The organism is Flavivirga aquimarina (genome assembly GCF_030540835.1).
In the GTDB taxonomy this organism is placed as follows: domain Bacteria; phylum Bacteroidota; class Bacteroidia; order Flavobacteriales; family Flavobacteriaceae; genus Flavivirga; species Flavivirga aquimarina.
In genome coordinates this window covers 35,297-47,833 of the sequence record NZ_JAUOEK010000155.1, presented here as the reverse complement: position 1 = coordinate 47,833, position 12,537 = coordinate 35,297, and the positions used below count along the sequence as shown (strand labels likewise).

Genomic DNA, 12,537 nt, shown 5'->3' with positions numbered 1-12,537 from the left:
CATTTTCAATAAAAAAAATAAACATTTATAATTTTCACATTAAACATTTATGATATACTGAACAAAGGTGTTATTTTTGCACGTCACAAAATTATAGGAATGTCCATTTCAGTAACAGAATTAGAAGAAAGAAAAACAGGTAAAGATTTATATAGCTATCAAAAAGGTGCTATTGATAAGATTTTTAAAAGTTTTGATGAGTCACCTCATGACTACCATTTATTGTATCAACTTCCAACTGGGGGTGGTAAAACAGTCATATTTTCTGAAATAGTTAGACAATACCTTAAAAATCATAAAAAAAAGGTGTTGGTGATGACACACCGTATTGAATTATGTAAGCAGACTTCACATGTACTTACAGAATTTGGTGTAACCAATAAGATCGTGGATAGTAAAGCCGATTTAAGCGATCAAGCAGATTATAGTTGTTTTGTTGCTATGGTGGAAACTTTAAATAACCGATTGCAAGATGACAAGTTAGACATCTCTGATATTGGTTTGGTAATTATTGATGAAGCTCATTATAATTCCTTTACAAAACTTTTTAAGTTTTTCAGTCAATCGTTTATTTTAGGGGTTACTGCAACACCTTTAAGTTCTAGTATTGAATTACCAATGACCGACAATTATGATGAATTAATTGTTGGAGAAAGTATTGAATCACTAATAGAAAATGGATTTTTAGCACGTGCTGAAATGTTTTCTTATAATGTTGGACTAACGTCGTTAGTGGTTGGAGCCAATGGCGATTATACTGTAAAATCATCTGAAGATTTATATACAGATAATGATATGCTTAGTAAGTTATTACAGGCTTATGAAGAGCGTTCTAAAGGTAAAAAAACATTGATTTTTAATAATGGAATTAATACGTCATTGCATGTTTACGATACGTTTAGAAGAGCAGGGTACCCCATAGCGCATTTAGATAATACCAATAGCAAAAAAGAACGAGCACTTATTTTAAAATGGTTTAATAAGACTCCAGATGCCATTTTAACATCTGTAAGTATATTAACTACAGGGTTTGATGAACCAACAGTAGAAAGTATTATTTTAAATAGAGCCACTAAATCATTAACACTTTATTATCAAATGATAGGTCGTGGATCTCGTATTTTAAAAGATAAGAAAACATTTAGTGTTATTGACTTGGGGAATAATTTTCATCGATTTGGACCTTGGGGAGATAGTTTGGACTGGCAACGTATATTTAAATCACCGAATTACTACTTAGATGCTATTTTAAGTGATGAAGAACTAGAAAGCAATTTTAGGTATGAAATGCCGGACGAATTGCGAGAAGAATTTGCTAAGTCTAAAGATGTTTATTTTGATGTGCAAAGAACTTATGTTGAGTCTATTAGGGGAGGTGAATCTTCAAAGGTTGTTTTAGAGCGTTCTATAGAACAGCATGCAAAAATTTGTATTGAAAATAGCGAGGATGTTTACGATGCTTTGGCTTTAGCAAAAATGTTAGGTGATGATATTGATTTTAGAATACAGCGATATACAAAGTGCATAAGTAAAAGTACTTACAATTTTGTGGAATGGTTAAAAGGCGATTATAGAAAAAAATTAAACTCCTATTTACGCTCAAATTTCGATGAAGTTTTTGAGTCTATTCATGGCTATCCGCCAGAAGATTAGAGTATTTATATTGTTTTACTTCCAAAATTATTACAACTTCCTTAAAATAAGGCGTATCTTTGTGCTTAATTATTCACAATAAAAGCACTGTATTATAAACTATGGCAAAATCTCAAGTAACTTTTAACAAAATAGAAAAAGAAAAAAAACGCTTAAAGAAAAGAGAAGAAAAGCAAAAAAGAAAAGAAGCTCGTAGAGCTGAAGCAAAAGAAAACCCACAGGGTATTCAATTTGCGTATGTAGACTTTAATGGAAATTTAACTGATACACCACCAGATCCAGCATTACGCGAAAAAATTGAAGCCGAAACTATTGAATTAGGAATTCCTAAGAAAGAAGATAGGGAAGAAGAAGAACCAGCAAACAAAGAAGGAAAAGTGTCATTCTTTGATCATTCTAAAGGTTTTGGTTTTATAATAGACAGCGTAAATCAGGAAAAATACTTTGTACATGTTAGTGGGGTATTAGAACCTATTGAAGAAAATGATAAAGTTACTTACGAGTTAGAACGCGGTCAAAAAGGAATGAATGCTGTTCGGGTGAAAAAGATTTAGTGTCTTTATAACTTTTCTAAATGGTATTTCTGTTATCTAATTATTTTTAATTATAAATGAGCGTATCGCGAAAAACGATTCTTATAATTTTAGCGTTTTTTGCTGTTTATATTATTTGGGGGTCTACTTATCTACTTAATAAAATAGCCGTAACAGAATTACCTCCGTTTTTTGTAGCTGCCATCCGTTTTACTTTTGCAGGATTACTCATATTTTTAATAGCTAAGTTCATGAAACTTAGACTATCTATTAGCAAAAAGCAATTTATTAATTGTACCATTACAGGCTTTCTTTTTTTAGTATATGGCAATGGTGTTTTTATTTGGTCTTTAAAGTATATAGATAGTGGACTTGCTGCACTTGAAGCCTCTACCCAGCCACTTTTTGTATTATTATTGATGCGTCTTATAGATGGTAAAAAAATGCAAACTAAATCTTTAATAGGAGTTGCATTAGGCATTGTTGGTATGTACCTTTTAGTAAGTCAAAAACAACTCATTACTAATGAAGAAAGTTTATTAGGCATGTCCATGATTCTTACTTGTGTTTTAAGTTGGAGTTATGCCAGTGTTTTTGTTGCTAAAGCAGATTTACCACCAAATTATTTTGTTACTACTGCTTATCAAATGATTATAGCAGGCGTGTTTTTAATAATAATAAGTTTATCCTTAGGTGAAAGTTGGGTAGCACCTATAATGTGGAGTTCTAAAGTACAATGGTCTCTAATTCTTTTAATTGTATTTGGAAGTGTTATAGCTTTTACTGCATTTAATTATTTACTCAAAGTGGTTTCTACAGAGAAAGCTTCTACATCTGCTTATGTTAACCCTATAGTAGCAATAATACTAGGTTGGTATGTTCTAGATGAAACTATTACAACTCAAACCATCGTAGCTGCTAGCATTCTTTTAACTGGTGTTTTCTTTATTACTTCACGCAAACGAATAAAAACCAGAACTATTGGAAGTTAAAAATGCTATAAAATTTATGCTTATTAGTACATTAGCATTTGCTTGTATGAATGCTATAGTTAAGCACTTATTGCATATTAATGCGTACCAAATTGTTTTTTTTAGATCGATAAGTACTTTAGCTTTTACGTTTACTTTTCTACTAAAAAATAACATTCCTATTTTAGGAAATAAGAAAAAACTACTGGTTATTAGAAGTATAGTTGGTGTTACTTCTATGACCTTCTTCTTTATGTCCACCAAATATTTACCTATAGGTACAGCGGTTTCATTACGATACATGGCACCTATTTTTGCAGCAATTTTTGCTGTATTTTTATTACGTGAGACTATAAAAAGATGGCAATGGCTATTCTTTGCAATGGCTTTTTTGGGTGTTTTGGTTTTAAAAGGTTTTGATACAGAACTAAATGTTTATGGACTCTTATTAGCTTTTCTTTCTGCTATTTTTAGCGGATTGGTTTATATAACAATTAGTAAAATAGGTAAAAGTGATCACCCAGTCGTGGTTGTTAATTATTTTATGGTAATCTCAACTATAATAGGCGGGGTGTTATCTATAAATAATTGGATAACACCTGTGGGTATAGAATGGGCGATGTTATTAGGATTAGGCGTTTTTGGATATTTTGGACAGTTATATATGACGAAAGCTTTTCAAGAAGCTACTACAAACCAGGTGGCTCCACTCAAATATTTGGAAGTGATTTACACCGTTTTGTTTGGGATATTCATTTTTAGCGAAGTTTATACATTTTGGAGTCTGTTAGGTATCGCACTAATTATAGGGGGATTGGTTTTAAATATATTGTACAAAGCAAAAAACAAGTGACATATCAAATGAGGTTTTTAAAAACCGTTATATATTATTCTTTAATCGACTTTAATAACCCTAGAGTCTGCTTTTACGTTTTCATAAATAATAGTCGCATCGCCTTTGTAACGTAGCGTACAATCTGCAATAGCTTCTATATCTATAGTATTATTTACGGTTATATTAGCATTACAATCGGCAACCATTTTCATTTTTAAATCATTAACCTGTAAATCATAACTCGAAAGTTTGGCATCTGCAGAAAGATTTGCATTAAGAATATTTACATTACCAAATAAATCTGCACTAGCATCAGCTGTAGCTTCAAGATCTAAATAGTCTATATCTAGGTCTCCTGAGAAAAAACTATCTGCAGTTATTTTTATTTTCACGTTATCTTCAACTAAAGTGCTTTCTAAATAGATTTGAGAATCGGCAGTTACAGTAAAGTTATTAATAGACTTGGTAGTAATATAGACATCTAACGTTTCTTTTCCTTTAATTATAAGATTCTTTTTAAAACGAATAATCAATTCATTATTATTTTTGGTGGCTATTATATAATCATGTAAATTTTCGTTAGCTTCTACTTTAATGGATTCTTCTGTATTAGAAAATGTTATATATGCGGTAAATCCGTTAGCTATTTTTATTGATGAATAATTGGTAATATCTACATCTCTGGAAGTTACAATATCATCGCCATCTACTCGTATGGTATCTATACTACATGATGATAAGCCTAAGAGGCCTATAAATACTAATACTACATATAATCTGTTCATTTTATTGTGATTGATTGATTTTTAATTAAAACTATTGATTCATATTTTTGTTAAGTTCTACAATTGAAATCCACTGAAAATTTATAGGATACCATTCATCAGATTCGTTATCTACTTTAAGGTATACCTTATTGTTTTTGGAATGTACATATTGTGAATTCATGTGATTTGGTTTTTTATTAAATGCCATCTTTTATATTTTTTTTATAACGATTTCTACCCATATTAAATACACCTACTTTAAGTCCGATACCTCCAGAGATACCATTTATCCTATTTAAATCATATTCTGGATTAAAGTCTAATTTACTGGAAAACCTGTATTTTATACCAGCTTCTAACTGTATGTATCTATTTATATTATACAGTATATTAACACCGGGTTCTACAACGAAAACAGGTTCCCAATCATCATCATTCCATTCATTATTATCCCAATCGTCATCATCCCAATCATCATCAAATAATACTACAGTACCACCTCCAATAAGTAAAGGAAACGAAAGATTAATTTTAGATTTGCTAAATAATATAGGTTCTAAATGCAAACCGCCGTAAACACCTCCTAAATCTTTTTCGATGTTATCTAGGCCAGACCTGTTTAAATCTGAGTATAATCCAACGGCTATAAACCCTATTTCGAATTGCTGATTTGCTACATAAGCAACTTTAAAACTTGACGAAAACGTTTCTGCTTTATCAATGAAACCAAAATTAAGGCCTAAGCCTAAATACACACCATGTACTGTGTTTTTACGATCGTTAAATTCAATATAATCTTCAGATTCTTGAGCATTTAAGCTATTTAGAAAACAAAATAATAGTAATAGAAGTAAGCTGTGAGGGTGTTTCATGGTTGTTATATTTGTGTTTGTATAATTAATAGACATAACATTTTGCAATAGGTTGCATCTAAAATGATTTTTTTTATTTTTTTAGGCTAAGGCGTTTATTCTTTTAAAACGATGACCCCTTTTTTTCCGACGAATGAGAATATACCAGAAGTCTTTTTTCCGTAGTCGGCATGAATCTCTCTAATTCTTTCTCCCTTATCAATCATATTATTTTCAATATTATAGAAGGTTTTGGGGAGTCTTAATAGACCTTGTTCCAATATGGCATTGAACTTAAAAGATAAGTCCGTAATATATATGCTAATATCTGATGATTCTTGATTGATGGAAACGTAAGCATCTGGTTGATTTATTTTAAAAACGCGCAGTTCTGCAACTTTCATATCCAGGTTAATTTTTTCTTCAACTTCTTCTATTTGAGCATTAGAAAAATTTAATTCACCTCGAATTTTTTCAGCTTTTTCAATTGTTATTTCGTCTTTACTTGAAATAATTTCTAAATCTCTTACTTGACCAATTTCAATTCTCGTTCCACTGGTTTTTAACAATAGGTTTTTAGAGGATTTAATATCTATATGACCGTTTTTTAAATTTATGGTTCCATAAACGATAGATGTGCTTCTCAGTTTACCAAACTTCATATTTATTCTGGCATTAGTAATAACACTGTTAATCCATAAATCGCCATGTTCTATATTAGTTTTTAGTCTTCCTGTCCAATTATCTATAATAACATCACCAAACTTATTTGTAATATCTGCTTCAGCGTTAACTGGTAAATAAATGGTATAATTTATTTCAACATTACTTTTATCAAATTCAAAAGGGTTTACTTTATTAAAATATTTGGATATAAGGCTGGTATTTTTTTCCGAAATTTCTGAAGTAATACTTACAAAATCATTTACCGTTTTAATATTTGGAACTATACGATCAAAAAGAGCTTTTGCATTTTCTTTTTTCTTATTGGTTACCTTTATATCTATTTTTATAGCGATATTGTTTTTCTCCCAACCATTAATAGTTATGTTACCGTATCTATTATCTAAATGCAGTTCTCCAGCATTGGTCATGCTGTATACCTCATTAATAGTTTTTGTTAAAACTTCTTGTGAATACAATGAAAAGCTTAATAACAATATAGCAATTGGAGTTATTTTTTTATAAAGTATACATATCATCATTATCCATTTTTTTAGAGTTATTAATATGACTTAATAAATTTTCTATTAATTCAATTCTCTTTTTATAATTAATTACAATAGCTTCTAAAATCCGTTCGCTATCTAAATTTTTTTGTAGTTCTACTTTTAGTAATTCATATTCAAGGTCTAATTCATCCATAAAGGATAAAAACTCTTTTTTTTCTTGAGATGATAATTGAGAATTTTTATTTACGAGCTTTACATGATAAGCAACCAAACCTTTGTAATGAGAATTAATATCATTTAGTTCTTGTAATGCCAGATTGTTTTGGCTGTTTTGCTTAACTCCACCAACTATTATAATATTGATTAATGAAAATACACCTAAAGCTATAACTATAGTAGCAGCAACTTTAAATATTGGATTGCTCCATAATTTAATAGTTTTTGTTTTAGATTCCTGTGGATTTAATCCAGCTTCAATATTTGCCCAAAGTTTACTTTTGTCTGCTTTGTGAACATCAAAAAGTGCTTTGTTTTCTTTTATATATTTTTGAAAATCATCCATTATAAAGTCTTTACAATTTCAATTAATTTTTTCTTTGCTCTGTGATATTGTGATTTAGAAGTAGAAGCAGATATTCCTAATATCTCTGAAATCTCTACATGATCATACCCTTCTACTAAATATAAGTTTATAATTTGCCGGTAACCAGACGGTAACAGGTCAATTCCTTTTATTATTATTTTTATATCGGTTTCCAGAGGCATTGTTTCTGTATCTTCTTTTATATGATACATTTGGTTTTCTATAGGCACCACCGGTATTTTTTTCTTTTTTAATTGATTAATACTTTTATTAATTACGATGCGTTTTAACCAAGAACCAAAAGTACTTTCATATCTAAAAGAGGATAAATTATTAAAAGCTTCAATAAAACTATCTTGTACAACATCTTCTGCATCTTCTTTTATATGCATCATGCGCATACTTACATTATACATAGCATCAACATATAACTCATACAATTTATATTGCGAATTTCTATCTCCTAACTTGCTTTTTTCAACAAGTGATTTATGAGTATATAAAATGTTGGTTTCCAATTATTTTGCTAGCTCTAATTTGCTCTAAAAATAGTTTTATTTTTTAAGCTACTATTATAGACAACAAAATATATTAAAGGTTGCATTTAGGTATAAAAAAAAATTATGTTAAAAAAAATTGCTATTTCAAAAAAAGATGTACTTTTATAGACGACTGGTCTATTATTAATGAAAAAAGATACTGTAAATAATATTTTAGCCAGAGGAGCAGAGCTTGTATTAAAGAAAGGATACAATAATGTTGGTATTCAAGAAGTTTTAGATGCTGCTGATATTCCTAAGGGATCTTTTTATTACTATTTTAAAAGTAAGGAAGATTTTGGATTGCAATTAATTGATTATTATTCTAAAAACTCTTCTAATAATTTGGATAGCTATTTAAAGAATTCCGATCTAAACCATAAAGAACGGATTCTTACTTTTTTTAAAAATATGCGAGCCTATTTTGGTAAAAAAGAATTTAAAGAAGGCTGCTTATTGGCTAATTGTAGTTTGGAATTATCTGATCAATCAGAAAAACTGAGAAATGGTATCGGTTTAGGATGGGAGCTTTGGGATAAGAGTTTTGAAATATGTATAGCAGAAGGGCAGGAGAGTGGTGTAATTAAAAAGGATAAAAGTCCTGAAAGTCTGGCAAGTTTTGTAATATCTGGATGGGAAGGTGCCGTACTAAGAATGAAATCATCTAAGTCTAGTAAACCTATTGATGTTTATATAGAGTTTCTGAACGAAATTATTTTATAATTTTTTAAGTATTAATAGTCGACTGGTCAATTATTAATTATCAAAACATGGAAAACAACGTAAAAAATGAATATTAAAGAAAAATTAAATGCATTAAACCTTGAACTTCCAAGTGTATCAACCCCGGGAGGTTCCTATGTATCGGTAAATATAAGAGGCAGTATTGTGTATGTCGCAATTCAGTTTCCAATTATAAACGGTGCATTGCATTATAAAGGAAGGTTGGGAGCAGAGTTAACCACAGAAGATGGCTATAAAGGCATGCAAATGTGTGCCCTCAATGTTATAGCCCAAATAAATGAAAAAGTGGGATTAGAGAATATAGTAGGCTTGAATCATTTAGATGCGTATTATCAATCTTATGCCGATTGGAATGAGGCTCCAGAAGTGGTTAATGGTGCTTCAGATTTATTTCTAGACCTATTAGGCGATAAGGGAACACATTCCAGAGCCATATTTGGTGTAGATAAACTTTACAGTAACTTAAGTGTAGGCTTAACCTGCACATTCACTATTAATAAATAAATTTAATAACATGGATGTATTTGAATCTTATCAATTAGGAAAAATGACTCTTAAAAATAGAGTTGTTATGGCTCCAATGACCCGTTGTAGAGCTATTAATAATATCCCAAACGAGCTTATGGCAGAATATTACAAGCAAAGAGCCGGAGCGGGGTTAATAATTACAGAAGGCACATCGCCATCTCCAAATGGTTTAGGCTATCCCAGAATACCAGGGGCATTTAATGATGAACAGATAGCTGGTTGGAAAAAAATAGCAGACGCTGTACACGAAGTAGATGGAAAAATATTTGTTCAATTGATGCATTGTGGACGTATTTCGGGAAGCGCTAATTTACCTCAAGGTGCCTTTACCGTAGGCCCGTCTGCTGTTCAGGCTGCTGGAGAAATCTTTTCAGATACCGGTATGATTGCTCACGATATCCCAAAGGAAATGACGCTTAAAGATATAGAAATTGCTAAAAGCGAGTATGCTAATGCAGCATATAGGTTAGTAAATGAAGCTGGTGTAGATGGTGTAGAAATTCATGCTGCAAATGGTTATTTGCCAAACCAATTTTTAAACCCAAAGTCCAACAAAAGAACAGATAATTATGGAGGAGATTTTGAGAATAGAAGTAGGTTTGTATTAGAAACGGTAAAGAAAGTTGTTGAAAAAATTGGTTCAGACAAAGTTGGTATTCGTTTGTCTCCTTATGGAGCATTTAACGATATGGAAGCACATCACGACGAAGTAAAACATATGTTTACTTATATAACTAAAACACTTTCAAAATTAAAGCTGTCTTATATGCATATTGTAGATCAAGGACCAGCATTTGATGCAGATTTAATGGCGAATATTTTAAAAATAATTAAAGAAACATTTAATGGTTCTGTGATAACAGGAGGAGATGTAAATAATTCGAATAAGGCAGAAGCTGTTATAAATAGAGGTTACGATTTAGTTTATGTTGGCAGACCTTATATTTCTAACCCAAATTTTGTTGAGCAAATTAAGCTAAATGAAGATTTAGTAACTCCTAATATGGATTTGTTTTATTCGGCAGAGGCAGAAGGTTATACGACTTATTAATAAGCTTTTAATTTAAAATAAAACGAGTATAAAAGGGCTTGCAAACTTATTGTTTGTAAGCCCTTTTATACATGTAGTGGTTAGGAATTTTTATGTAGTGTGCTCAAATTAATATGAATTTGGCTAGCTATAACCTTATTTGTATTTTGCGCTTTAAACTAACCATAATTAATTAAATTAATGAAGGTACCTAATAAGGTAAATGAGCTTAGAAGGCGTATAATGAAGGGGCTCACTAAAAATGTAGGAAGTTCTTATTCTAATCCTAAAATTGATCCAAATAGCAAAATTGAAATTAAAAAAGTACTTATTTCCAGACCCAACCACAGATTAGGAAATCAATTACTATCCACTCCCTTAATACAAGAGGTTATTAATACTTTTCCAGATTGTAAAATTGATTTGTTTGTTAGAGGAGGTGTTGCTCATCCTGTTTTTGAAAATTATAAACATATAGATAAGATTATTCAATTGCCCAAAAAACCTTTTAACCATTTATTAAATTATGGATGGTGCTGGTTAAAATTGAGAAAGAAGCGCTATGATTTAGTTATTAATGGCGATAAAAATTCATCTTCGGGCAGATTATCAACTCAATTCACTAAAGCTCCATACAAAGTTTTTGGTGATATTGATGAGGAGATTAAAGCGACTTATAAAGATTATGAGCATATATCTAAATATCCAATTTACAACTTAAGGTGTTTTTTAGAAAAATTAGGGTTTCCTAAAAATAATAATGAATTACCTGTTTTAGATATAAAGTTGAGTGATGCCGAAATAGCAAACGGAAAAAAGATATTGGATGGTATTACCAAAAATGATAGAAAAACAATTTGTATTTATACTAATGCAACAGGAGCTAAGTGTTATTGTGAAGATTGGTGGAAAACGTTATACGAACGTTTAGTGAAGGAATACCCGCATTATAATATTATAGAGATGCTTCCTATTGAAAATATTTCGAAAATAGCATTTAAGTCACCAAACTTTTATAGCAAGGACATTCGCGAAATGGGTGCTATTATTAGAAATACAACCATATTTATTGCGGCCGACAATGGTGTTATGCATTTAGCAAGTGCCTCTTTAACCCCCACAGTTGGGTTCTTTTCTGTAACAAATCAAAAAATATATGAGCCTTATGGCAATGGAAGTGTTGCTTTAAATACAAATGCAACAATAATGGAAGATTGGCTTAAAGAGATAGATAGAATTCTTAAAGTAAATGGTTGAATCGATTAATATCTATCAATTCAAGAAAGATTAATAAAAAAGTTTAGTTTTTAAAACGTATACTCAAGAACCAATCTTTGCCCTATGCGTAAAGTGGAAGTCTTTCTTATGCGGTTTGTTTTGCAAATAGTAGACATTGATATATTATTTTTAGACGCAATACGAGAGAGTGTATCACCACTTTTTACAATATAAACAACTTTGCGTTTTTTTAAACTGGCAATTGCTTCTTCTTTAGTATGTAAAATCTTTAATTTGGTTTGTCTTTTAGAGCTATGAAGTCCGGGTTTTACCCAATTTTCTGTAACCCATATTTTTTTAGACCGAATAGTATTCTCTTTACCAAAGTTAAATAAGTACTCCGGGTTTATTGAAATTCCTTTATAATTAACACACAAATGTAGATGGCTACCTCTGGCGTTACCCGTAGCTCCACCAGAACCAAGAAGTTGGCCTTTCTGTATCGTATCGTTAGCCTTTACCGAATATTTAGATAAATGAGCATAAACCGTTTCTAGACCATTATAATGCCTTACTATAACTGTTTTTCCATGTCCTCTGGTATAACTAGCTAAACGTACAACACCATCAAACATCGATACCACACTATCACCAGTAACTAGATCGATATCAATACCTCTATGCGCTCTTCCTCTTCGCCATCCGTAACGAGAAGTCACCACTTTTTTAAAATTAATAGGAGGGGTATAGGTCGTATCCTCAAACTCAATTTTTACAGGAAAATCAATTTTTACATTTTTATATGGGTTGTAAACTGTAGTGTCCCAGTGCGTTTTTCTTATATCTGAAATACGATTATTTAAATAGGTATCATTTTTTGAGTTCTCAATTTTTATATCTTTTTTAATAAAAGGAAACTCTGAAAAATCTGTTAATTGAATTGTAGTAGGGGTTTCTTGTCCGTAGCTAAAGATAGTTAGTATTAAAAAAGAGAAAAAGATTAGAAATTTCATATAAAAACTCGAAAACACGAACAGAATAAAGGTGTTTATTTAATGAGCGAAATTAGATAAAAATCACTCGAAAATATGTTAATATATTGTTAGATTTTTT

At 30.6% G+C, this 12,537-nt stretch carries 15 protein-coding genes; 8 read left to right on the top strand and 7 right to left on the bottom strand.

Annotated elements, in window-relative coordinates; translation table 11 throughout:
- Positions 1 to 99: 99 nt before the first annotated feature.
- The 4 genes from Q4Q35_RS16690 to Q4Q35_RS16675 all read left to right on the top strand — a co-directional run bounded on the left by Q4Q35_RS16690 (position 100) and on the right by Q4Q35_RS16675 (position 4,010).
- Positions 100 to 1,653, top strand: a complete 1,554-nt coding sequence (locus tag Q4Q35_RS16690; RefSeq protein WP_303279160.1) for a DEAD/DEAH box helicase — start codon at positions 100 to 102, stop codon at positions 1,651 to 1,653.
- A 101-nt stretch (positions 1,654 to 1,754) separates the two neighbouring features.
- On the top strand, positions 1,755 to 2,207 hold the full coding sequence (locus Q4Q35_RS16685; RefSeq protein WP_303279159.1) for a cold-shock protein: 453 nt from the start codon (positions 1,755 to 1,757) through the stop codon (positions 2,205 to 2,207).
- Between the two features lie 56 nt (positions 2,208 to 2,263).
- Positions 2,264 to 3,178 carry an EamA family transporter gene (locus Q4Q35_RS16680; protein WP_303279158.1) on the top strand — a complete coding sequence of 305 codons (915 nt, stop codon included), beginning with the start codon at positions 2,264 to 2,266 and terminating at the stop codon, positions 3,176 to 3,178.
- A gap of 16 nt (positions 3,179 to 3,194) precedes the next feature.
- Entirely contained in the window at positions 3,195 to 4,010 is an 816-nt protein-coding gene (locus Q4Q35_RS16675) for a DMT family transporter (RefSeq protein ID WP_303279157.1), read from the top strand.
- A gap of 41 nt (positions 4,011 to 4,051) precedes the next feature.
- Here Q4Q35_RS16675 and Q4Q35_RS16670 read toward each other — a convergent pair whose 3' ends face one another.
- The 6 genes from Q4Q35_RS16670 to Q4Q35_RS16645 form a co-directional block, all read right to left on the bottom strand.
- Positions 4,052 to 4,777 carry a GIN domain-containing protein gene (locus Q4Q35_RS16670; protein ID WP_303279156.1) on the bottom strand — a complete coding sequence of 242 codons (726 nt, stop codon included), beginning with the start codon at positions 4,775 to 4,777 and terminating at the stop codon, positions 4,052 to 4,054.
- Positions 4,778 to 4,808: 31 nt separating this feature from the next.
- Positions 4,809 to 4,967, bottom strand: coding sequence for a hypothetical protein (locus Q4Q35_RS16665; protein WP_303279155.1), 159 nt, complete (start codon positions 4,965 to 4,967; stop codon positions 4,809 to 4,811).
- Positions 4,957 to 5,631: a hypothetical protein gene (locus Q4Q35_RS16660; RefSeq protein ID WP_303279154.1), complete on the bottom strand. Its 675-nt coding sequence runs from the start codon at positions 5,629 to 5,631 to the stop codon at positions 4,957 to 4,959. The genes Q4Q35_RS16665 and Q4Q35_RS16660 overlap by 11 nt, the downstream gene beginning before the upstream one ends.
- Before the next feature lie 95 nt (positions 5,632 to 5,726).
- Positions 5,727 to 6,815 carry a hypothetical protein gene (locus tag Q4Q35_RS16655; RefSeq protein ID WP_303279153.1) on the bottom strand — a complete coding sequence of 363 codons (1,089 nt, stop codon included), beginning with the start codon at positions 6,813 to 6,815 and terminating at the stop codon, positions 5,727 to 5,729.
- On the bottom strand, positions 6,793 to 7,344 hold the full coding sequence (locus tag Q4Q35_RS16650; protein WP_303279152.1) for a hypothetical protein: 552 nt from the start codon (positions 7,342 to 7,344) through the stop codon (positions 6,793 to 6,795). The genes Q4Q35_RS16655 and Q4Q35_RS16650 overlap by 23 nt, the downstream gene beginning before the upstream one ends.
- On the bottom strand, positions 7,344 to 7,883 hold the full coding sequence (locus Q4Q35_RS16645) for an RNA polymerase sigma factor (protein ID WP_303279151.1): 540 nt from the start codon (positions 7,881 to 7,883) through the stop codon (positions 7,344 to 7,346). Before Q4Q35_RS16645 ends, Q4Q35_RS16650 begins: the two co-directional genes overlap by 1 nt.
- 168 nt (positions 7,884 to 8,051) lie before the next feature.
- Between Q4Q35_RS16645 and Q4Q35_RS16640 the strand changes: the two genes are divergently transcribed.
- From Q4Q35_RS16640 to Q4Q35_RS16625, 4 genes are all read left to right on the top strand, one after another.
- Complete coding sequence (locus tag Q4Q35_RS16640; RefSeq protein WP_303279150.1) at positions 8,052 to 8,627, top strand: TetR/AcrR family transcriptional regulator; 576 nt, start codon at positions 8,052 to 8,054, stop codon at positions 8,625 to 8,627.
- 66 nt (positions 8,628 to 8,693) lie between these two features.
- Positions 8,694 to 9,152, top strand: a complete 459-nt coding sequence (locus Q4Q35_RS16635; protein WP_303279149.1) for a RidA family protein — start codon at positions 8,694 to 8,696, stop codon at positions 9,150 to 9,152.
- Positions 9,153 to 9,162: 10 nt separating this feature from the next.
- Positions 9,163 to 10,227: an alkene reductase gene (locus Q4Q35_RS16630; RefSeq protein WP_303279148.1), complete on the top strand. Its 1,065-nt coding sequence runs from the start codon at positions 9,163 to 9,165 to the stop codon at positions 10,225 to 10,227.
- A gap of 180 nt (positions 10,228 to 10,407) precedes the next feature.
- Positions 10,408 to 11,463, top strand: a complete 1,056-nt coding sequence (locus Q4Q35_RS16625) for a glycosyltransferase family 9 protein (RefSeq protein ID WP_303279147.1) — start codon at positions 10,408 to 10,410, stop codon at positions 11,461 to 11,463.
- 50 nt (positions 11,464 to 11,513) lie between these two features.
- Here Q4Q35_RS16625 and Q4Q35_RS16620 read toward each other — a convergent pair whose 3' ends face one another.
- Positions 11,514 to 12,437 carry a M23 family metallopeptidase gene (locus Q4Q35_RS16620; RefSeq protein ID WP_303279146.1) on the bottom strand — a complete coding sequence of 308 codons (924 nt, stop codon included), beginning with the start codon at positions 12,435 to 12,437 and terminating at the stop codon, positions 11,514 to 11,516.
- Positions 12,438 to 12,537 lie beyond the last annotated feature (100 nt).